This is a genomic window from Burkholderia sp. HI2761 (assembly GCF_002223355.1).
Classification (GTDB): domain Bacteria; phylum Pseudomonadota; class Gammaproteobacteria; order Burkholderiales; family Burkholderiaceae; genus Burkholderia.
In genome coordinates, this window is record NZ_NKFN01000007.1 from 340,012 (window position 1) to 361,135 (window position 21,124).

Annotated in this window: 19 protein-coding genes; 8 read left to right on the top strand and 11 right to left on the bottom strand. The window is 68.2% G+C overall.

Going from position 1 to position 21,124, the window contains the following annotated elements; translation table 11 throughout:
• The first annotated feature begins 134 nt into the window (after nt 1–134).
• Nucleotides 135–1,520 carry a cache domain-containing protein gene (locus CFB46_RS19075; protein WP_089500846.1) on the top strand — a complete coding sequence of 462 codons (1,386 nt, stop codon included), beginning with the start codon at nt 135–137 and terminating at the stop codon, nt 1,518–1,520.
• Between the two features lie 31 nt (nt 1,521–1,551).
• Nucleotides 1,552–2,196 (top strand): response regulator, encoded by a 645-nt coding sequence (locus CFB46_RS19080; protein WP_027781785.1) that lies wholly within the window; start codon nt 1,552–1,554, stop codon nt 2,194–2,196.
• A gap of 87 nt (nt 2,197–2,283) precedes the next feature.
• Here the strand turns inward: CFB46_RS19080 and CFB46_RS19085 are convergent, their stop codons facing one another.
• Nucleotides 2,284–2,880 (bottom strand): MlaC/ttg2D family ABC transporter substrate-binding protein, encoded by a 597-nt coding sequence (locus tag CFB46_RS19085; protein WP_027781786.1) that lies wholly within the window; start codon nt 2,878–2,880, stop codon nt 2,284–2,286.
• A 326-nt stretch (nt 2,881–3,206) separates the two neighbouring features.
• On the opposite strand from CFB46_RS19085, the gene CFB46_RS19090 reads away from it, so the two are divergent.
• Both CFB46_RS19090 and CFB46_RS19095 read left to right on the top strand, forming a co-directional pair.
• Nucleotides 3,207–5,840 carry an MMPL family transporter gene (locus tag CFB46_RS19090; RefSeq protein WP_089500847.1) on the top strand — a complete coding sequence of 878 codons (2,634 nt, stop codon included), beginning with the start codon at nt 3,207–3,209 and terminating at the stop codon, nt 5,838–5,840.
• Nucleotides 5,833–6,861 carry an MlaA family lipoprotein gene (locus tag CFB46_RS19095; protein WP_089500848.1) on the top strand — a complete coding sequence of 343 codons (1,029 nt, stop codon included), beginning with the start codon at nt 5,833–5,835 and terminating at the stop codon, nt 6,859–6,861. Before CFB46_RS19090 ends, CFB46_RS19095 begins: the two co-directional genes overlap by 8 nt.
• A gap of 121 nt (nt 6,862–6,982) precedes the next feature.
• On the opposite strand, the gene CFB46_RS19100 is transcribed toward CFB46_RS19095, so the two are convergent.
• The 5 genes from CFB46_RS19100 to CFB46_RS19125 form a co-directional block, all read right to left on the bottom strand.
• Nucleotides 6,983–7,684, bottom strand: a complete 702-nt coding sequence (locus CFB46_RS19100; protein ID WP_089500849.1) for a phosphorylase — start codon at nt 7,682–7,684, stop codon at nt 6,983–6,985.
• A 9-nt stretch (nt 7,685–7,693) separates the two neighbouring features.
• The gene (shc, locus tag CFB46_RS19105) at nt 7,694–9,667 is read right to left on the bottom strand and encodes a squalene--hopene cyclase (RefSeq protein WP_027781790.1); all 1,974 of its coding nucleotides are present in this window, start codon (nt 9,665–9,667) and stop codon (nt 7,694–7,696) included.
• A 12-nt stretch (nt 9,668–9,679) separates the two neighbouring features.
• On the bottom strand, nt 9,680–10,933 hold the full coding sequence (gene hpnE, locus CFB46_RS19110) for a hydroxysqualene dehydroxylase HpnE (RefSeq protein ID WP_089500850.1): 1,254 nt from the start codon (nt 10,931–10,933) through the stop codon (nt 9,680–9,682).
• A gap of 12 nt (nt 10,934–10,945) precedes the next feature.
• Entirely contained in the window at nt 10,946–11,794 is an 849-nt protein-coding gene (gene hpnD / locus CFB46_RS19115) for a presqualene diphosphate synthase HpnD (protein WP_089502253.1), read from the bottom strand.
• A 258-nt stretch (nt 11,795–12,052) separates the two neighbouring features.
• On the bottom strand, nt 12,053–12,385 hold the full coding sequence (locus CFB46_RS19125; RefSeq protein WP_089500851.1) for a hypothetical protein: 333 nt from the start codon (nt 12,383–12,385) through the stop codon (nt 12,053–12,055).
• Nucleotides 12,386–12,575: 190 nt separating this feature from the next.
• Here CFB46_RS19125 and CFB46_RS19130 point away from each other — a divergent pair, with 190 nt between their 5' ends.
• On the top strand, nt 12,576–13,460 hold the full coding sequence (locus tag CFB46_RS19130) for an alpha/beta fold hydrolase (RefSeq protein ID WP_089500852.1): 885 nt from the start codon (nt 12,576–12,578) through the stop codon (nt 13,458–13,460).
• Nucleotides 13,461–13,478: 18 nt separating this feature from the next.
• On the opposite strand, the gene CFB46_RS19135 is transcribed toward CFB46_RS19130, so the two are convergent.
• The 3 genes from CFB46_RS19135 to CFB46_RS19145 are packed head-to-tail and all read right to left on the bottom strand — an operon-like array spanning nt 13,479 to nt 15,401.
• Nucleotides 13,479–14,417 carry a GGDEF domain-containing protein gene (locus CFB46_RS19135; protein WP_089500853.1) on the bottom strand — a complete coding sequence of 313 codons (939 nt, stop codon included), beginning with the start codon at nt 14,415–14,417 and terminating at the stop codon, nt 13,479–13,481.
• The gene (locus tag CFB46_RS19140; protein WP_027781796.1) at nt 14,414–15,040 is read right to left on the bottom strand and encodes a chemotaxis protein CheC; all 627 of its coding nucleotides are present in this window, start codon (nt 15,038–15,040) and stop codon (nt 14,414–14,416) included. The genes CFB46_RS19135 and CFB46_RS19140 overlap by 4 nt, the downstream gene beginning before the upstream one ends.
• The gene (locus CFB46_RS19145) at nt 15,033–15,401 is read right to left on the bottom strand and encodes a response regulator (protein ID WP_011548759.1); all 369 of its coding nucleotides are present in this window, start codon (nt 15,399–15,401) and stop codon (nt 15,033–15,035) included. The genes CFB46_RS19140 and CFB46_RS19145 overlap by 8 nt, the downstream gene beginning before the upstream one ends.
• A gap of 472 nt (nt 15,402–15,873) precedes the next feature.
• Here CFB46_RS19145 and CFB46_RS19150 point away from each other — a divergent pair, with 472 nt between their 5' ends.
• A complete protein-coding gene (locus tag CFB46_RS19150) occupies nt 15,874–18,120 on the top strand; it encodes a hybrid sensor histidine kinase/response regulator (protein WP_089500854.1) in 2,247 nt (748 codons plus the stop codon).
• Between the two features lie 66 nt (nt 18,121–18,186).
• Here the strand turns inward: CFB46_RS19150 and CFB46_RS19155 are convergent, their stop codons facing one another.
• Nucleotides 18,187–18,741, bottom strand: a complete 555-nt coding sequence (locus CFB46_RS19155) for an NADPH-dependent FMN reductase (protein ID WP_089500855.1) — start codon at nt 18,739–18,741, stop codon at nt 18,187–18,189.
• Between the two features lie 369 nt (nt 18,742–19,110).
• Between CFB46_RS19155 and CFB46_RS19160 the strand changes: the two genes are divergently transcribed.
• Nucleotides 19,111–19,710, top strand: a complete 600-nt coding sequence (locus CFB46_RS19160; protein WP_027781799.1) for an RNA polymerase factor sigma-70 — start codon at nt 19,111–19,113, stop codon at nt 19,708–19,710.
• The gene (locus CFB46_RS19165) at nt 19,688–19,906 is read left to right on the top strand and encodes a zf-HC2 domain-containing protein (protein WP_027781800.1); all 219 of its coding nucleotides are present in this window, start codon (nt 19,688–19,690) and stop codon (nt 19,904–19,906) included. The genes CFB46_RS19160 and CFB46_RS19165 overlap by 23 nt, the downstream gene beginning before the upstream one ends.
• A 137-nt stretch (nt 19,907–20,043) precedes the next feature.
• On the opposite strand, the gene arsC is transcribed toward CFB46_RS19165, so the two are convergent.
• Entirely contained in the window at nt 20,044–20,400 is a 357-nt protein-coding gene (arsC, locus tag CFB46_RS19170) for an arsenate reductase (glutaredoxin) (protein ID WP_089502255.1), read from the bottom strand.
• Nucleotides 20,401–21,124: the final 724 nt, after the last annotated feature.

Here is a 21,124-nt window from a genome sequence, read left to right on the forward strand (position 1 = left end):
CGCATGCAAAATCGCCGACAATGTCGGCTCGATACGCCGCCGCGGCGCCGCACGGCCGATGCGCCCGGCCGGCCGCACCTGGCCGGCCGCACCTCGCCGGCCGCACCTGGCCGGCCGCACCGTTTCGCACCACCATGAGACTCAAGGCAAAGATCTTCCTTCTGGCCATCGTGCCGTTCCTGCTCGCGATCGCCGGCATCGGCTTCGGCGTGCGCCAGCAGGCGACGTCGCTCGCCCGCACGCAGCACGCGACGATCCAAGCCGCATACCTGTCGAGCAAGGAAGTCGAGCTGAAACACTACGTCGAGCTCGCGACGAGCGCGATCATGCCGATCTACGACGCGAGCGGCCGCAATGGGCGCGACGACGCGCTGCTGCGCACGCAGGCGCTCGCGGTGCTGCAGAAGATGGATTTCGGGCCCGACGGCTATTTCTTCGTCTACGACCTGCACGGCAATTCGCTGATGCATCCGCGCGAGCCCGAGCGCGTCGGCCACAACTTCTGGTCGATGCGCGACCCGGAAGGCGCGCTGACCATCCAGAAGCTGATCGGCGCGGCGTCGCAGGGCGGCGGCTACGTGCGCTATGCATGGCAGCGGCCGTCGACGGGCCGCGTCGCGCCGAAGCTCGGCTACGTCGTCGCGCTCGAGCGCTGGGGCTGGATGGTCGGCACCGGCATCTATCTCGACGACGTCGACAACGCGCTGCAGCGCATCGACGCACGGGCGTCCGCGAACATCGAGCGCACGATGAGCTGGCTCACCGCGATCGCGCTCACCGGTGCGGCGGCGATCGCCGTATGCGCGCTGGTGCTGAACGTCAGCGAGTCGCGCAGCGCCGACGCGAAGCTCAAGCTGCTCGCGCAACGCGTCGTCGAATCGCAGGAGCAGGAGCGCGCGCGGCTGTCGCGCGAACTGCACGACGGGATCAGCCAGATGATGGTGTCCGCGAAGCTGATGCTCGAATCCGCGCTCGCGCGCTTCGAACGCGGCACGTCGCGCGTGCCTGAAGCCGAGCAGGCGCTCGCGTCGGGCGTCGGGCGGCTCGGCGACACGCTGCGCGAAGTCCGGCGCATCTCGCATGCGCTGCGTCCGTCGATGCTCGACGATCTCGGCCTCGCGGCCGCGCTCGAGCAACTCGTGCGCGAGCTGGGCGCCGAAAGCGGCGTCGACATCGGCTATACGCAGGTCGCGCACAGCGGCACGCGGCCGCTGCCCGAAGCCGTCAATACCGCGCTGTTCCGGATCGCGCAGGAAGCGCTGAGCAACATCGTGCATCATGCGCGGGCGTCGCGCGCGGCCGTCACGCTCGACGTCGGCGCGCAAGCCGTCACGCTGACGATCGCCGACAACGGCTGCGGCTTCGACGCCGAACGCTCGCAGGCCGACGCACGCCGCGGCATCGGCCTGCGCAACATGCGCGAGCGCCTCGACGCGCTCGGCGGCACGCTGTCGATCACGTCGCAGGTCGGCCACACCGTCGTGGCCGCGCGCGTGCCGCTGCGGCGCGCCGCCGCCTGAACACGCGCCCCCCAACCCGAGACCTTTGCCCATGAGCACCCCCGACACCGCCCGGCCCGCCGCCCGACTGCTGCTCGTCGACGATCACCCGCTCGTGCGCGACGGCTTGCGGATGCGGCTCGAAGCGGCCGACCTGTCGGTGGTCGGCGAAGCCGGCAACGCGGACGAGGCGCTCGCGCTCGCCGCATCGCTCGAACCCGATCTCGCGCTGATGGACGTCGGGATGAACGGCATGAACGGCATCACGCTCGCCGGCGTGTTCCATGAGCGTTTTCCGGGCATTCGCGTGCTGATGCTGTCGATGCACGACAACGTCGAGTACGTGACGCAGGCGGTGCGCGCCGGCGCGAGCGGCTACCTGCTGAAGGATTCGCCCGCGAGCGAGATCGTCCGTGCGATCGGCGCGGTGCTGGCCGGGCAGACGTTCTTCAGCGAAGGGCTGGCCGCGCGGATGATCCAGGCCAGCGCGACCGCGTCGCCGCTGGACCGGTTGACGCCGCGCGAACGCGATATTCTCGACGCGCTGGCCGAAGGGCTGTCGAGCAAGCAGATCGCGCAACAGACGGGGCTGTCGGTGCGCACGGTCGAGACGCACCGGCTCAACCTGAAACGCAAGCTGGAGATCGAAGGGCAGGCCGAGCTGATTAAGTTCGCGGTCGAGCATCGGCGGCGGTAGGCGCGAACGCGTGCGCCGTCCACGCGCCGCCATGAAAAAAGGCGCCCGAGGGCGCCTTCCATGCATCCGGACCACGCGCAGCGGCGCTCAGTTCGTCCGCGAATTGTGCTTCTGCAGATACGCGATCAGCCCGTCGATCCCGCCCGTCGCGAGCTGGCTCTTGAACTGGCCCTGGTAGACCTGGATCAGCCACGCACCCGACATGTCGATGTCGTAGATCTTCCAGTCGTTGCCGACCTTGCCGAGACGATAGCCGACCGACTGGCTGTCGCCCGGCGTCGTCACCGTCGACTGGACGAGCGCGTCGGCGCCCGACGCGCCGCCGGCCTTGAACGAGAACTTCGCGTCCTGGTTGCCGAGCTGCGCGAGCGACGCGGCGTAGGTGCGCGTCATCAGCAACCGGAACTGCTTGTACAGCTCCTGCTGCTGTTGCGGCGTGGCCTGCTTCCACGCGTCGCCGACCGCGATGCGGGTCGTGCGCTCGAAGTTGGTCGCGGGCAGGAAGCGCTGCTCGACGACCTGCGTGACCTTCGCCATGTCACCGCCACGCGCGGCCGGATCGGCCTTCATCGCATTGACGGTGCCCTCGACCGCGGTGCGGACGATATCGACCGGCGCGCTCTGCGCGAAAGCGGAAACCGACACGGCGGCCGCCGCGACGAAAGCAAACAGATGACGTTTCATACGAATTTCGCACTCGATGGAAAAAAACGGCCGGCACTTTGCATCCGCCGGTGGTGCAAAGTATACCGGCCCCGACGCCGCATTGCCGCCCGGTGACCGACTGTTACCTTTCAGCGGCGTTTGTCACAGGCGCGCAGCGGGGCGCCGACGCATCCGCGCGCGGATTATGTAAATATCCCCATACAAATGAGCCGGCCGCGCGATCCCATTGCAACGCCCGGAGCAAATATCCTTCCCGCCCCGAATCTCCGCGACGTCACGACCGTCGCCACGCCGCGCCGGTATACTTGGCTACTTTGCCCTAGCCAGCCGCTCCCCACCGCCACATGGTGACATCTCTCATCGTCCGACTCGTTGCGTGGTCGGTGCGCCGCCCCGTCTGGGTCGTCGTCCTGTCGCTCGTCATCGCCGCCTTCAGCGGCGTCTACGTCGCGCAGCATTTCAAGATCAACACCGACATCAGCAAGCTCGTCGATGCGGAACCGCAATGGGCCGCGCTCGGCCAGGCCGTCGACAAGGCGTTCCCGCAACGCAACGGCACGATCCTCGCGGTCGTCGAGGCGCCCGCGCCCGAATTCGCGACGGCCGCCGCGCATGCGCTGACCGAAGCGCTGCAGAAGGACGCCGACGCCGGCCGCATCGGCCAGGTCGCCGAACCGGGCGGCGGGCCGTTCTTCGAGCACAACGGGCTGCTGTTCCTGTCGACGCAGGACGTCTCCGATACGACCGCGCAACTCGCGAGTGCGCGCCCGCTCGTCAATGAACTCGCGAAGAACCCGAGCCTCACCGGGCTCGCCACCACGCTGTCCACCACGCTCGGCCAGCCGCTCCTGACCGGCCAGGTGAAGCTGCCCGCGATGGCGAAGCTGCTCGCGCGCAGCGCGGCGACGGTCGACGACGTGCTGGCCGGCAAGCCGGCCGCGTTCTCGTGGCGCGCGCTGGTCGACAACGATGCCGCGCGGCAGCCCGCGCGCGCATTCGTCACCGTGCAGCCGGTGGTCAACTACGGCGCGCTGAAGGCCGGCGCGGCAACGAGCCAGGTGATCCGCGACGCGGCCCGTTCGCTCGACCTCGAAAAGCGCTACGGCGCGGCCGTGCGCCTGACCGGCGAACAACCGCTCGCCGACGACGAATTCGCGTCGGTCGAAGACGGCGCCGCGCTCAACGGCGCGCTCACGCTGCTCGCCGTGCTCGTCATCCTGTGGCTGGCGCTGCGCTCGAAGCGGATGATCGGCTCGGTGCTCGTCACGCTGTTCGTCGGCCTCGTCGTGACGGCCGCGCTCGGCCTCGCGATGGTCGGCTCGCTGAACATGATCTCGGTCGCGTTCATGGTGCTGTTCGTCGGCCTCGGCGTCGACTTCTCGATCCAGTACGGCGTGAAGTACCGCGAGGAACGCTTCCGCGACTCGCGCATCGATCACGCGCTGATCGGCGCCGCGCACTCGATGGGCATGCCGCTCGCGCTGGCCACCGCGGCCGTCGCGGCGAGCTTCTTCTCGTTCATCCCCACCGCCTATCGCGGCGTATCCGAGCTCGGCCTGATCGCGGGCGTCGGGATGTTCGTCGCACTGCTGACCACGCTCACGCTGCTGCCGGCGTTGCTGCGCCTATTCGCGCCGCCGGGCGAATCGAAGACGCCGGGCTTTCCGTGGCTCGCGCCGGTCGACGATTACCTCGATCGCCATCGCAAGCCGATCCTGATCGGCACGCTCGCGGTCGTGATCGGCGGGCTGCCACTGCTCGCGTTCCTGCATTTCGACTTCAACCCGCTGCACCTGAAGGACCCGCACAGCGAATCGATGGCGACGCTGCTCGCGCTGAAGGATTCGCCGGAAGCCGCCGTCAACGACGTCACGCTGCTCGCGCCGTCGCTCGCGCAAGCCGATGCGGCCGCGAAGCGCCTCGACGCGCTGCCCGAAGTGGGCCGCACGACCACGCTGTCGACCTTCATCCCCGCCGACCAGCCGGCCAAGCGCGCGGCGATCGCCGCAGCCGCGAGCGAGCTGCTGCCCGCGCTGACGCAGCCGGCCGCGCCGGCCGCGACCGACGCGCAACGCGTGGCCGCGCTCAAGCGCGTGTCCGACCTGCTGAGCTATGCGGCCGAAGATCACCCGGGGCCGGGCGCCGCGGCCGCGCAGCACCTGTCCGCATCGCTCGCGAAGCTCGCCGCCGCCGACAGCGCGACGCGCGACCGTGCCGAACGTGCGTTCTCCGATACGCTGCGCATCGCGCTCAACCAGCTCGCGTCGCTGCTGCAGCCGCAGGACATCACGCGCGAATCGCTGCCGCCGCCAGTCGTGCGCGACTGGGTCGCGCCGGACGGCCACGCGCTCGTGCAGATCTCGCCGAAGGTGCCGAAGGGCGTCGACCCGAACGACGACACGATGCTGCGCCGTTTCGCCAAGGCCGTGAAGGCCGCTGAACCGGGCGCGACCGGCGGGCCGATCTCGATCCTGCATTCGGCCGACACGATCATCAACGCGTTCCTGCACGCGGCGCTGTGGTCGATCATCGCGATCACGGTCCTGCTGTGGGTCACGCTGCGCCGCTTCGGCGACGTGCTGCGCACGCTGGTGCCGCTGCTCGTGTCGGGCATCGTGACGCTCGAAATGTGCGTCGTGCTCGGCATGTCGCTGAACTTCGCGAACATCATCGCGCTGCCGCTGATGCTCGGCGTCGGCGTCGCGTTCAAGGTGTATTTCGTGATGGCGTGGCGCGCGGGGCAGACGGGGCTGCTGCATTCGAGCCTCACGCACGCCGTACTGTTCAGCGCCGCGACGACGGCGACCGCATTCGGCAGCCTGTGGCTGTCGCACCATCCGGGCACGTCGAGCATGGGCAAGCTGCTCGCGCTGGCCCTGACCTGTACGCTGATCGGCGCCGTGGTGTTCCAGCCCGTCCTGATGGGCAAACCGCGCGTCAAACGCGCCAAGAACCAATCGCAAGGAATCAATGAATAAGGTGCGAATCATTGCGGCGACCGTCGCCGCCAGCGCGATGCTGACCGGCTGCGCGACGGGACCGAACCGCAATCCCAACGACCCGCTCGAGCCGATGAACCGGGCGATGTACAAGTTCAACGACACGGTCGATTCGAACATCGCGGTGCCGATCGCGAAGGGTTACCAGAAGATCACGCCGACGCCGGTGCGCACCGCGATCAGCAACTTCTTCTCGAACCTCGGCGATCTCGGCAACATGGCGAACAACCTGCTGCAGTTGCGCATCACCGATGCGACGCAGGATCTGATGCGCGTGGCGATGAACTCGCTGTTCGGCGTCGCCGGCCTGATCGACATCGCGACGCCGGCCGGGCTGCCGAAGCATCACCAGGATTTCGGGCTGACGATGGCGCGCTGGGGCATGCCGTCCGGCCCGTACCTCGTGCTGCCCGTGTTCGGGCCGAGCACGATCCGCGACGGCGTCGGCCGCGCGGTGGACGTGCGCTTCAACCTGCTGAACTACATCGAGCCGGCCGCGCGCAATCCGATGTACATCGCGCAGTTCATCAGCGCGCGCTCGGACCTGCTCGGCGCGACCGACCTGCTGAAGCAGGCCGCGCTCGATCCGTATTCGTTCGTGCGCGACGCGTACCTGCAGCAGCGCAAGTCGTTGACGTACCGGAGCCAGTCGGCGTCGGCCGCGCTGCCGAGCTACAACGAACCGGGTGAATCGGGTGCCGTGCCGGCGGCCGCGCCGGGCGTGCCGGGGCTGCCGAACTACGAGGATCCGGGCGACGCGGGCGGCGCATCGGGCGCTACGCCGAACAACGCACCCGCCGCGCCGGGATTGCCGCAGTACGACGATCCGGGTGCGGACAATGCGATGCCCGCGAGCGCACCGGCTGCCGCACCGGTCGCTGCGTCGGCTGCCGCACCGGCTGCCGCGTCGGCCGGAGCGACGACGGCGCCGGCCGCCAACGGCGCGCCGGTCGCGCCAGCGATGCCGACGCTGCCCGCGAGCAGCCCGGCCGCGCAGTAACGCCGCAACGGCGGCCGCGCAAAAGCAAAGAGCGCTGCATGATGCAGCGCTCTTTTTTTGTCCGTGCGAAACGGCGAACCGGCGAACCGGAAAGCGGGGAGAGGGCAGCGGCGCGTGCCGCTCAGAAGATCCGCATCGCGCCCGCCCGCTCGAACGCGTGCCGCGCCTGGATCAGGGTCGTGCGCGCCGCGCGCGCGTCGCTGGCGACCTGCAGCAGCGGGCCGAGCTGCGACGGCTGCTTCAGCAGTTCGCGCAGGATCGGCAGGATCGCCGTGCTGCCGTCGTCGCGCAGGCCGGCCGTTGCCGCACGCGGCAGCGTGCGCCACGCCGGATCGACGATCGCGCGGCACACGGCGAACGGCACGCCGCGCGCGGCCGCGAAGGCGGCGGCGATGTGCGACTCCATGTCGACGGCCAGCGCCCCCTTCGCGTGATGCAACGACGCCTTGTCCTGTTCGCTGACGACCGGCGCCCCGACGGCCGCGATCGTGCCGCGCGCGACGCGCGCCCACACCGGCGTGTCGTGCAGCGCGGCGACGAGCCGCGTGCTCCAGCCCGCATCGGTCTCCACGCGGCCGAACGGCCCGTCGATCGCGCTCGCGATCACGAGCGCGCCGGGCGCCAGATCCGGCGCGAGCCCGCCCGCGGTGCCGAAGCTGACGATGCCCGCACAACCGCGCGCGGTCGCATCGATCAGCGCGCGCTCGAGCCGGTCGGCCCGCGCGGCGAACACGGCCTCGACGCCGTCGCCGCGCGCGATGCGCGCCTCGAACGCCATCCCCGTCACCGCGATGACGGGCAATGCGCCGTTGTGCCGTGACATGCCCACGCGTTACATCCCGACCGTGACGCGCGTCGCGTTCGCGCGCTTCAGGCTGCGATAGCGCGCGAGCGCCCACAGCGGGAAGAACTTGCGATAGCCGTGGTAGCGCAGGTAGAACACGCGCGGGAAGCCCGTCGCCGTGAAGCGCGTCTCGTCCCACAGACCTTCTTCGTTCTGCTGCGCGACCAGGTAGTCGACCCCGCGCGCCACGGCCGGATTGTTCACTTCGCCTGCCGCCATCAGGCCGAGCAGCGCCCAGGCCGTCTGCGACGCCGTGCTCGGCGCCTGCTCGAATCCGCGGTAGTTCAGCTTGTAGCTGTCGCCGTCCTCGCCCCAGCCGCCGTCCTTGTTCTGGATCGACAGCAGCCACTGCGCACCGCGCTTCATGCGCGGATCGTCCGGCGTCAGGCCGGCCGCGTTCAGCGAGCACAGCGCGGTCCACGTGCCGTACACGTAGTTCATCCCCCAGCGGCCGTACCAGCTGCCGTCCGGCTCCTGTTCCTTCAGCATGTAATCGAGCGCGCGGCGCGCCGGCTCGCTGTTCAGCGGCGTCTCGCCGAGCTGCGACAGCATCGACAGGCAGCGGCCCGATACGTCGGCCGTCGGCGGATCGAGCAGCGCGCCGTGATCGGAGAACGGGATGTTGTTCAGGTAGTACTGCGTGTTTTCCGGTTCGAACGCGCCCCAGCCGCCGTCGCTGCTCTGCATGCCGACGACCCATTCGCGCGCACGCGCCATCGATTCGCGGTACGTGTCCGACTGCGTGAGCTTCTGCGCGCGATCCATCGCCATCACCACCACGGCCGTATCGTCGACGTCCGGGTAGTGCGCGTTCGCGTACTGGAACGCCCAGCCGCCGGGCCGAACGTTCGGGCGGCGCGAGATCCAGTCGCCGCGCACGTCGAGGATCTGCAGCGGGCGCAGCCATTCGAGGCCGCGCAGCACGGCGGCCTCCGCACGCGCATCGCCGGTTTCGAGCAGCGCATGCGCGGCGAGCGACGTGTCCCAGACCGGCGACAGGCACGGCTGGCAATACGCTTCGTCGTCGTGCACGACGAGCAGCTTCTCGACCGACTTGCGCGCGAGCGCGCGGTTCGGATGGTCTTCCGCATAGCCGAGCACGTCGTACATCATCACCGCGTTGGCCATCGCCGGATAGATCGCGCCGAGGCCGTCCTCGCCGTTCAGGCGCTCGTCGACGAACGACACGGCCTGACGGATCGCGCGTTCGCGCGTATAGCTCGGGAACAGGCCATCGACCGCGCGCAGCGCATGGTCGACCACGCGGAAGAACGCGAACCAGCCGGCGCTCTGGTGCCCCTGGCGCGGCAGCAGCCCGGCGTTGACGGGCGGATCGATGAACAGCTCGTCGATGCGCACGCCGCGCGGGTTCTTCGCGAGCGGACGCTTCGCGTTCAGCACCAGCAGCGGCACGATCACGGTGCGCGCCCAGTACGACACCTTCGACAGGTGGAACGGGAACCACTGCGGCAGCAGCATGATCTCGACCGGCATCATCGGCACCGCGCGCCACGGAATCGCACCGTACAGCGCGAGCTGGATGCGCGTGAACACGTTCGACATCTCGGCGCCGCCCATCGCATGGATGGCCTTGCGCGCGCGCTGCATGTGCTCGGCGTTCTCGTCGTCGCCGATCACCTTCAGCGCGAAATACGCCTTCACGCTCGCGCTGATGTTCGGCGCGCCATCGGTGAACAGCGGCCAGCCGCCGTCGGCCTGCTGGATGCGGCGCAGATACTTGCCGATCTTCTGTTCGAGCTCGAGGTTCGGCGTCTCGCCAAGATAGTGGACGAGCAGCACGTATTCGGCGGGAATCGTCGAATCGGCTTCGAGTTCGTAGACCCAGTGTCCATCCGGTTGCTGCGCGGCCAGCAGCGCGTCGGTCGCACGCGCGACAGCCGCGTCGACGTCGGCCGGCACGGCGCCGGCGGACAAGGTAGCCATTTCGGTGAGATCGTTCATCGGTCCCTCTGTTTATTGCGTCTGGAGCACGTCCGCGGCCAGCTGGCCGGAACGGATCGCGCCCTCGATCGTGGCGGGCAAACCGGTGGCAATCCAGTCGCCCGCGAGTACAAGATTGGTCCAGCGCGTACGCACGGCCGGACGTTTCATTTCCTGCGACGGCACCGCCGCAAAGCCCGCGCGCGGCTCGACCACGAGCTGCCACGCGGGGATGGTTTCCGGGTTCGCGCCGCTCACGCGCGCGACGTCTTCCCAGATGCGCCGCGCGAGCGTGTCGCGCGGCATGTCGAGCCAGCGGCCCGCATCGCGGATCGTCGCCGCGAGCAGACCATCGCCGGTCCGCACCGCATCGACGACGCCGTTGACGACGCTCGTCTGCAGCGGAGCGCCGGCCGGCTTTTCGACCGCGAAATACGCGGTGGCGACCGCGCTGAACGTGTCGGGCGCGACGAGTTCGGGCACGAGCGGCTGCGCGACTTCGGGCGGCACGGCCAGCACGACCGCGTCGCCCGGCGCGAGATCGATGCGCTCGCCGCCGACCGACACCGCATCCACCGCATTGCCGTGCGCGCCGAATTCGAACGCGTCGAGCCGCGAATTCAGGCAGATCTGCGCGCCGCCGTACTGCAGCATCCGCAGCGCCGGTTCGACGAACGCGCTGCCGAGCCCGCGGCGCGCGACGAGCGGACGGCAACCGGGGCCGCCCGCGGCAAACGTGCCGCACAGCGCGGCGCGCGCGAGCTCGGCGCTCGCGTGGCGCGGCTCGATGTTCAGCACCCCGAGGAAAAACGGTCGCAGCCAGCGATCCCACAGCACGCCGTCGCATCGCATCGTCTGCGCGAGCGAGCGGCCCGTGCGCGCGAACGCGAGCGGGGCGAGCGCGAAGTAGTCGAGCGGCGTCGTGCCCGGCGCGCGCGACGCGGCATCGAACAGCCACGACGGCCAGCGGCCGTTGCCGAAACGCAGCGTCCAGCGCTGCTGCGACGCGACGTCCACGACCGGGAATTCAGCCAGCGCGGGCCCCGCGAGCTGATCGGCCGCGCCGATCGCGCGCAGGTAGCGCTGCGTCGCGGGCTGTCCCGCGAAAACCGTGTGCAGCCCGCTGTCGAGCGTCGTGTTCAGCGTCCCGTCGAACCACGAGCGGCAGCGGCCGCCCGCGTGTGCGTGCGCGTCGTGCAGCACGATGCGCCGCCCGCGGCGTTGCAGCTCGACCGCGGCCGACAGGCCCGCGAGTCCTGCGCCGATCACGTGGACGGTTCTGGGCATCGCGTCGGCGACTCAGAACAGCGCGTAGCGCGCGGCGATCATCAGCATGCGCGCCTTCGGCTTACGCAGCGGCGCGCGCGGCGCGGCAAAGCCGCGTGCGATCGCGGCCTCGAGAATGCAGCGATACGCGCCCGACATGATGCGGGGCGCCTTCACCTGCGCACGCGGGCAGGTGTCCATCACCGCGTCGGCCTGACGGAAGTGCTCGAGCGCGCGCTCGACGAGCGTCGCGCACACGCGCGGCACCGCCGGATCGCGCACGATCGTCGCCGGATCGGTGATCGCGATGCCTTCGCGCGCGAGCAGTTCGCGCGGCAGGTAGCACCGGTTGATCGCCGCGTCGTCGTCGATGTCGCGCAGGATGTTCGTCAGTTGCAGCGCGCGGCCGAGGTGGTGCGACAGCGTGATCCCTTCGGTTTCCGGCATCCCGAAAATCCTCACCGACAGCCGGCCGGCCGCGCTCGCCACGCGATCGCAGAAGAGATCGAGCGTCGGCTCGTCGGGCGCGCAGATGTCTTCCGCCGCGTCCATCGCCATCCCGTCGATCATCGCGTGGAAATCGGCGCGCTGCAGGTTGAACGCGCGGATCTCGCGATCGAGCGCGGCCAGGTGGCGCGGCGGGCGGCCGGCGAAGCATGCGTCGATGTCCGCGCGCCAGCGATCGAGGCCCGCGTTACGCTCGGCGCGCGGCAGGTCGCTGTCGGCGATGTCGTCGACCGCGCGGCAAAACGCGTAGACCTGGAACATCGCCTCGCGCTGCGCGGCCGGCAGGATGCGCATCGCCAGATAGAAGGAGCTGCCCGATGTGACGGCAGCGGCGTCGGTTTCTTGTTCGTCCACGACGGAATGGGAAACGGCCAAGACGAGCTCCACGGAGACACCCACGCGGGGCGATTGAAGAAGCCATGCCCGGCTGGGATGGTCAGGGCGTCAAATGCGTGCGAGATATGCGAACGATCGACGCAGACAGGCACAAATTACCGGCCGGAAGCCGGAATTGGGCGAAAGTATAGCAATCTTTGAAGTTCGATGGCGGACACGCGCCATGTGCGGCGGGGCATCGAGCGCCACCGGGAGGCTGATGCGGCCGGCCTGCGCGCACGGCCGCCGGAAAGCGCGTCAGCCGTAGACGATGTCGCGCTGCAGATCGAGCGCGATGAGCCCCATTTCGCGCGTGAGCTGCAGCATCGAGCGGCGCTCGAGGCGCGAGCCCATGAAGCTCGTCACGCGGCCGTCGGGCTCGGCGGTGAACTGGAAAACCGCGCCGCCCGTACCGAACCACGCGCCCGGCACGTCGGGCGATTCCTGCCAGTCGATCTGTTCGAACACGCGCGCGATGCCCGCGCGCACCTGGGCGCCCGGGCCGATCGGCGGCGCGACGTCGCCCAGGTCGTCGAGCGAATAGGGGCCGGGTTTATTCGGCTTCCGGTAGAAGAAATAGTCGACGTTCATGGACGCAATCGCAGGCAAAACAACAAATTAGCGCGCTTCGGCACAAATTCAAATCGGATCCGGACGAAATGTGGCCTGCGCGACACAAAGGGGCCGTTCGTTGCAGGTCGAGAAACGCGCGGCGCGATCGCGTCTCGCTGCCGGCGGGTTCGTCTAAGATGACACCTTTCTCGAAAAAAATACGGACACCATGGAGACGAACGACACCGCCACCCCGCAGCCGGATCATCCCGTTTTCGTGCTCGTGCACGGCGCGTGGCATGGCGCGTGGTGCTACGCGCACGTGGCGGCCGCGCTCGCCGCGCGCGGCTACCTGTCGATCGCGCGCGACCTGCCCGCGCATGGCATCCATGCCCGCTTTCCCGCGTCGTATCTCGCCCGGCCGCTCGACAAGGACGCGTTCGGCGCCGAGCCGTCGCCGGTCGCGAACACGACGCTCGACGACTACGCGACGCAGGTGATGCAGGCCGTCGACGACGCGTACGCGCTCGGCCGCGGCAAGGTCGTGCTGGTCGGGCACAGCATGGGCGGCCTTGCGATCACGGCGGCCGCCGAACGCGCGTCGGAGAAGATCGCGAAGCTCGTCTATCTCGCGGCCTTCATGCCCGCGTCGGGCGTGCCGGGCCTCGACTACGTGCGCGCGCCGGAAAACAAGGGCGAGCTGCTCGGCCCGCTGATGCTCGCGAGCCCGCGCGTGGCCGGTGCGCTGCGCATCGATCCGCACAGCGGCGACGCCGCCTATCGCGAACTGATGAAGCGCGCGCTGTATGAAGACGTGCCGCAGGCCGACTTCGACGCGGTCGCCAACCTGATGAGCTGCGACGTGCCGGCCACGCCGTTCGCGACCGCGATCCCGACGACCGCCGCACGCTGGGGGGCGATCGACCGTCACTACATCAAGTGCCTGCAGGATCGCGTGATCCTGCCCGCGCTGCAGCAGCGCTTCATCGACGAAGCCGACGCGCTCGCGCCCGGCAACCCGACCCACGTGCATCAGCTCGACAGCAGCCACTCGCCGTTCGTGTCGCAGCCGGCCGTGCTGGCCGGCGTGCTCGCCGACATCGCGAAAAGCTGAACGCGGCGGCGCGGTCGGTCAGTCGGACGCGACCGACCGATCGCGCCCGAGCCGCTTCGCACGATAGAGCGCGGCGTCGGCCTCGTTGACGAGCACGTCGCAGGTCAGCGCGCCGGCTTTCGCGCACGCGCCGCCGACGCTCGCCGTGACCGGCACGCTGACGCCCTCGGCATCGACCGGCACGCTGCCGATCGCCTCGCGCACCTTGTCGGCCACCCGCATCGCCTCGTCGAGATTCGTGCACGGCAGCAGCAGCGCGAATTCCTCGCCGCCGAAACGGCCGAACGTATCCTGCGCGCGCACGATCGACGCGACCCGGCGCGCCGTCTCGCGCAGCACCGCGTCGCCGGCCGCATGCCCGAAGCGGTCGTTGATCGTCTTGAAGTGATCGAGATCGAACAGCAACATCGACAGGTCGCCGCCGTAGCGCTGCCAGCGCGAGAATTCGTCGCCGAGCCGCGCCTCGAAGAAGCGGCGGTTCGCGATGCCGGTCAGCCCGTCGCGATTCGCGTGTTCGCGCAGCTTCGCGACCGCTTCCTCGCGCTCTCTTTGCATCACGCTCACATGCGTGACATCCGAGATCGTCACGCACACGGCCTCGACGTCGCGGCCGCGCGTGAGCGGCATGAACGTGCAATCCTGCTGCATGTAGTCGACGCCGCCCGTGATCGGCCGGTCGTGCTCGAAGCGGAACAGGTAGGGCCGCTGCTCCCACGAGCTGAACGCGAAGCTGCCGAGCTGAAACACGCTCTCGAGCTTGCGCGACAGCCACGCGCGCGGCAGGTCCGGAAAGCGGTCGAACAGGTTGCGGCCGATCACGTCGGCAGCCGGGATGCCGCTGTGGTCCTGCATGAAGCGGTTCCACATCAGTACGGTCATCGAACGGTCGAGCACGAACAGGCCGAAGCCGACCCGCTCGATCACGAGGTCGCTCAGCGACGGGGCGGCGGCCGTCATAGCGCGGACAGCAACGCGTCGAGCGCGTCGCCCATCAGCCGGATCGAATCCTCGGCCATCAACATCACGAAATGCGCGCGGAACGTGTGGTCCTCGAGCCCGAAGTTCACCTCGAGCAGCAGCGCGACGCTCCACCCCAGTTCGTTCGGCTGGAAGACGTCGTCGAACGACACGTTCGCGCCGAGCAGCCCCGGCGGAAAGAACACGGGCTTGCGGCCGAGTTCGTCGAGGATCGACGCGACGCAGGCGCCCATCAGCACGTTCGCGACGTCGAACACGAGCTCGTCCGGCGTCGCCATCCCGGCGTACACGCCGTCGCCGAACGTGCGGTCGACGACCGACATGAGCCGCGCGACGCCGGCCGTGCGGCACAGCACGATCGCCTCGCCCTTGATGTCGGAACGGAAGCCCTGGCGCACGGCGGTCACGTTGTCGTGGATACCCGTCATCTCGCGCATCGCGTCGCCCGCGTCGGCCGCTTTCACGACGCGCACGCGCGGCACCGACAGCTCGATGAAGTGCCCGAGCAGCAACGCAAGCCGCGCGGCGGCGCGGCCCATTGCAAGGTTGGCGATTTCCTGCAACGCGTCGCGTTGCTCCGCCGTGAACACCGATTCAGGCATACAACCCATACTCCTTGAGAATGGGCAGCAATGCCTCCGACGTCACGGGCTTGGCAACGAATGCGATCGCGCCCAATTCGCGCACGCGTGCTTGCGCCTGCGGCTGGATATCGGCGGATACCACGATCACGAACGTGTTCAGATCTTCGTGGCGCAGTGTTTCCAGGACCTGATATCCGCTCATGTCGGGCATCGTCAGGTCCAGAAACATCACGGAAGCTTTGCCGTCACGATAGAGCGCCAAGGCCTCGCGACCATTCGCTGCATACGCGACGTCAACGTCCCAATCTCCCGGCAGCGCCTTTGTCAGAAGTTTGCGAGCGAGCAGCGAATCGTCGGCAATTACAATCGGCAAAGGCATGGGGCGATGCTGTATACGGAATGGTCTCTCTCGCGTTAACGACCGCGCGGCGCATTTCTTTAGTGCCATGCGTTTCGGGCGCGGGGCAACCGCCTTGCAGCCGCGCACGGGCGCCGCGACGCAGGTGCGCGCGACGCACCGCGCGGCAACCGCCGGCGGGCGCATGTATCTGTCATAGGGAAAGCAAGGCGCGATTCTCGGAGTAAACCGGAGGCGATGCAACTCGCCATTTTCACCATTTCGAACAGAATCGATCCGATTGCGCGCCATTCCGAAAACAGGCGCGACCATTTTCGAGATAAGTACGCAAAATTTTTCCTTGTGTACGTTTGCGCTGCCGGATTCGTCGCGTTTTCAATCTGACGGTTTCCGTCGGCCGGATTCGACGGAATCGCGTGCGTACGGCGCCGCACGGCGGGCCGCCGCAACTCGTTTATGATGGCAGGCACCTCTGCTTCACCCGTATTCCTCGATGACGTCCGAACGGCCTGACGCCCCCCAAGCCCCCGCCCACCCTCCCGCCGACGACTGGCAGGACGACGGCAGCTACGCGTCCGGCGCACCCGAGCACGATTTCGCGGTGCGCCGCGTGACGCTGATCGTGCTGCTCGTCGCGGCCATCGTGCTGCCGTGCATCTACGTGGTGGTGATGGCGTACAACGACCTGAAGGCGCGCGAGGCCGCCGCGAGCGACGTGACGATGCGCACGGTGCGCGTCGCCGAGGAGCACGCGCTCAAGGTGTTCGACCTGAGCGAAACGCTCGATGCGCGCATCGTCGACCTCGTGCAGGACATGGACGACGCGACCGTGCGCAGCAGGGAGTCCGACATCCACGAAGCCCTGAACACGATCGGCGGCGGCTATCCGCAGGTGGCGGCCGTGTCGATCTTCGGCGCGAGCGGGATGCTGCTCGCCAACAGCCTCTACTATCCGGCGCCGTATGCGTCGATCGTGAACCGCGACGACTTCGCCGGCATCCGCGACGGCAAGGTCATCGAACACATCTCGCGGCTGATGATGGGGCCGCTCAAGCTCGAGAACATTCCCGTGTTCAACACGGGCGTCGCGCGACGCCATAGCGACGGTTCGTTCGCCGGCATGGTGTCGATCGCGCTGAAGTCGTCGTATTTCAACGCGTTCTACCGCGACCTGCTCGGCGGCGCGAACACGCCGATGACGATGGCGCTCGCGCGCTCCGACGGCGCGGTGATCGCGTCGTATCCGCCGCCGCCGTCGCTTGCGCACACCGATCGCTCGGTCACGTTCGGCGATGCGCGCAACGATCCGCGCGCGGGCGTCGTGCGCGTGCGCCACGACGGCGCCAGCGAGATCGTCGCGTATCGCCAGGTCGGCAGCTATCCCGTCTACGTGAGCTGCGCGTACCGCACGTCGGCGATCTGGCATGAATGGTACGAACACCTGAGCGTGCTGTTCATCTCGATGTTCGCGCCGTCGGTCGCACTGTGGTCGGTGATCTGGCTATCGCTCAAGCGGCTGAAGGCGGAAGAGCAAGCGTGGGACCGCTGGCAGGCCGAAGCGTCGATGCGGCGCTCGATCGAATCGGCGTACCGGCAGTCGCGCAAGATGCAGGCGCTCGGCAATCTCGTCGGCAGCGTCGCGCACGACTTCAACAATCTGCTGATGATCATCTCGAGCAACGTGCAGATCGCGCGGCGGCGCGGCGTGCAGCATCTCGACAAGGAGCTCGGCGCGATCGAACGCGCGCTGAAGAACGGGCAGTCGCTCACGCGCCAACTGCTCGGCGTCGCGCGCAAGCAGCCGCTGCACAACGAGACGATCGACGTCGGGCAATGGGTCGGCACGTGCCGCGAACTGCTGAAGACGTCGCTCGGATCGAAGTCGTCGCTGGTCGTCGCGATCGAGCCGGGCGTCTGGCCGATCCGCGTCGATGTCGCGGAGCTCGAGCTCGCGGTGATCAACCTCGCGGTCAACGCGCGCGATGCGATGACGACCGGCGGACGCTTCACGGTCGGCGCGCGCAACGTCACGCTGCGCCGCGAGGACGGCTTTCCGCTGACCGGCGATTTCGTGCAGATCTCGCTCGACGACACGGGTTCGGGCATGGCGCCCGACGTGCTCGCCCGCGCATTCGAACCGCTGTTCACGACGAAGGCGCAGGGGATGGGGACGGGGCTCGGCCTGCCGCAGGTATTCGCGTTCTGCGAACGCTCGGGCGGCCTCGCGACGATCGACAGCGCGGTCGGCGCGGGTACGTCGGTGCGCCTGTACCTGCCGCGCGCGCGCGCCGAGGATGTCGTCGCGCGGCCCGCGGCCGGCGCGCACGATGCGGGTGGCGGCGCGCTCGCGGGCTTGCACGTGCTGCTCGTCGAGGACAACGGCGAAGTCGCGGCCGGCACGGAAGCGCTGCTGTCGCTGCTCGGTCATCGCGTGACCTATGCGCCCACCGCCGACGACGCGCTGCGCCTGATCGAAGGCGCCGCGGCGAACGACGCGTTCGATCTCGTGATTTCCGACATCCACATGCCGGGCCGTCTGAACGGCATCGACCTCGCGGAAGCGGTCGAAAAGCGACCCGGGAAGCTGCCCGTGATTCTCGTCACGGGTTACGCGGAGGAGCTCGACCGGACGCGCACCGTCAACGTCCGCGTGCTGTCGAAACCGTTCGACATCGCGCTGCTCGACGAGATCCTGCTGGGCATCCGCGAAGCGCGCGACGCACGCCACACCGGCGCGTGACCCGCTGCGTGCGGGCCGGCACCGGCGCGACGGCGTGAACGGGCGCGGCGATCGAGCCGACGGACGTCAGGCCGATTTCAGCAGGCGAACCCAGCCCGCATAGCGATCGACGAAGCCCTGCAGGAACTTGCGAGTGTCCTCGCTGACGATCTGCCCCTGGTCGTCGATGCGCGCCGGATCGTGCTTGATGAACATCTCGGGCTGACCGAGCGTCTTCACGTCGAGGTACGCGAGCACGTTGCGCAGGTGCTGCTGCGCGAGCGCGGTACCCACTGCGCCCGGCGACGTGCCGAGCACCGCGCCCGGCTTGCCCGACCACGAGTTGGAACCCCATGGGCGCGAACCCCAGTCGAGCGCATTCTTCAGCACGCCCGGAATCGACCGGTTGTACTCGGGCGTGACGAACAGCAGCGCGTCGGCGGCTTCGATCGACTGCTTGAAGCGTTTGGCGACGTCGGGGAAATCCGCGTCGTAGTCCTGGCTGTACAGCGGCAGCTCGCCGATCTCGACGAACTCGAACGAAAAATCGGCGGGGGCGAGCGAGGTCACGGCGTGCGCGAGCGCGCGGTTCGTCGAAGCGCGACGCAGGCTGCCGACGACGACCGCAATACGATAGGACATGGCATTCTCCTTCCAGTGAGTGAGGAATCGGATCGATTGCTTCCGAATGGGCGACAAAGGTCTGTTTATAGGCAAGCCAGCCCGCGAGCCGTCCCACGGGGCCGTCCGGCCGACTTTCCACAAGGTTTTCCACAGAAATTGTGGATAACTCGACCGTTATGTTCCGACGTTACAGATTGCCCGCCGCGCGGCGGCGTCGACGCGCGAGACGGCGGTTCGGCAAGGATAGCGCAGCGCACCGGCCGGTTTCGCGAATTCGTGACGGAACATTGCATTGCAGGCCGGCACCGCGCCCAGTAAGCTGCTCGCACCGCGACGCGCCCGCTCCGTGACGCACGCGCGATCGCTTCGAGACACTGCCATCCAGACATGCCGTCCGCACACGACGACCCCGCCTATCTCACGCAACTGCGGCGCGACCTGCTGCGCTTTGCGCGACTCCAGCTCCGCGATGCCGACGCGGCCGAAGACGCCGTGCAAGAAGCGCTGGCCGCCGCTTGGTCGCACGCCGGCGATTTCGCGGGGCTGTCGGCCCACAAGACCTGGGTATTCGGCATCCTGCGCAACAAGCTGATCGACGTGCTGCGCGCACGACAGCGGATGGTGAGCCTGACCGCGCTCGATGCGGAGCTCGACGGCGAATCCGTACTCGATCGCGAACTGTTCAAGGACAACGGACACTGGACCGCGCATGCGAAACCGCGACCGTGGCCGAAGCCCGAAACGCTGTTGCAGCAACAGCAGTTCTGGATGCTGTTCCAGGTCTGCCTCGACCATCTGCCGGAGCAGATCGGACGCGTATTCATGATGCGCGAATTCCTCGACGTCGAGATTGCGGACATCTGCAGCGAGTTGACGCTGACGACGAATCACTGCAGCGTGCTGCTGTACCGGGCGCGCACGCGCCTGCGAACCTGCCTGAGCGAAAAAGGACTGACGACCGAAGATGCTGCCGGGGAAATGTACTGACGTGACACGACTGCTGTCGGATGCGCTCGACCGGCATCTGACGCTGCACGAGCGCCTGCAGGTGCGCGTGCATTTGCCGGCGTGCAGCGGATGTCGCGCGTATCGCGGACAGATCGCGCTGTTGCGGACGGCCGCGAAAGCGGCGGCGGGGCGTGGCCCGGACGATGATGATGGGTCGCCGCGCGGTGGAGGCTAGGCGTCGCGGTGTCGACGTAACGTTCCGGTGGCGGCGAGCAGGCTGCCCGGCGATTGCGTCGGCCCGGGATGCCGTTGCGTGTGCCGGGCTGGGCTGGGCCAACGCTGATGCAATAAGAAAAATACGCCGGGCAAGAATTATTCGAACAATGCCTTCACCGACTCAGGGGGGCGACCGATGGCCGCCTTGCCTCGATACACGACGATGGGGCGTTGCAGCAGAATGGGATGAGCGGCGATCGCCGCGTAGGCTTCGGCGTCGGTCAAATCCGCGCGGGCCAGGTTCAACGTCTTGTACGGCTCCTCGCCGTCGCGCAGCATGTCGCGAACCGGACGGCCGAGCTGCCGGTGCAGCGTTTCCAGTTCTTCGACCGTCGGCGGCGTCTTCAGGTACTCGACGACGTTCAGCGGTGCGTCGGTGGTATTCAGCGACTCGACCAACGCCAGCGTTTCGCGGGATTTCGAGCATCGGGGGTTGTGGTAGATCGTGATCATCATTCAAGCGTGGATGGCGGAGCCTTGTATTGTAGCCAGTCTGCATCGAGGGCTCGGTGGGGTGGTTCGACCGGATCTGGATGGCCTTCTTTTCGAGAGGTCGCTGAGACGGTTCGGTTTAGCGATGCGCCGTGATCGGGAGAGAGGCGGGCCTGGTGGCCGGGGAGATACCTCTAAGGGCGGTCGTGTTTATGCGCATAAAGTTGGGCGGCCTGCTTCGCGGGACCAGAAACCGCCGGTAGCCCAATCCATGCTTCGTGAGGGCTGCCGTGGAAAGGGATGCATGGTGGCGAGGCAAGGCAGGTGGTCTATGCGCATAAGGCCCGTGATCGTCCAGCGAGATACTGCGCGACTCAGGGTGTGGACGCATGTCGAGGCGAGACGGTACACCGGGCGATCGCCGTATCGATCGATAGGCTGTCCCGCCACGACATCATCACGCGCCTGACGCAGGCGAGGTTGCTGCCTGCGGTCCTTCATTACGGGCGATCATCGCGTCCGGTTTATGCGCATAAACGCGGCGGCCCGACAGGCGCCGCCTCGATGCGCGTCTTTCCGCTCGACGATGCAGCCGTGGACACGCATTCGACTCGGGCTCGCAAGTCACTCGCCTCGCGAGTGCCGGGTGCTCAAGCGAGGGAGTTGCCCGCGTCGGCCTCGGCAGACTTTATGCGCACAAACTCCCGGCTCGCCGGCGCCGCAGTTCGTCCAGCGAAAGGGCAGC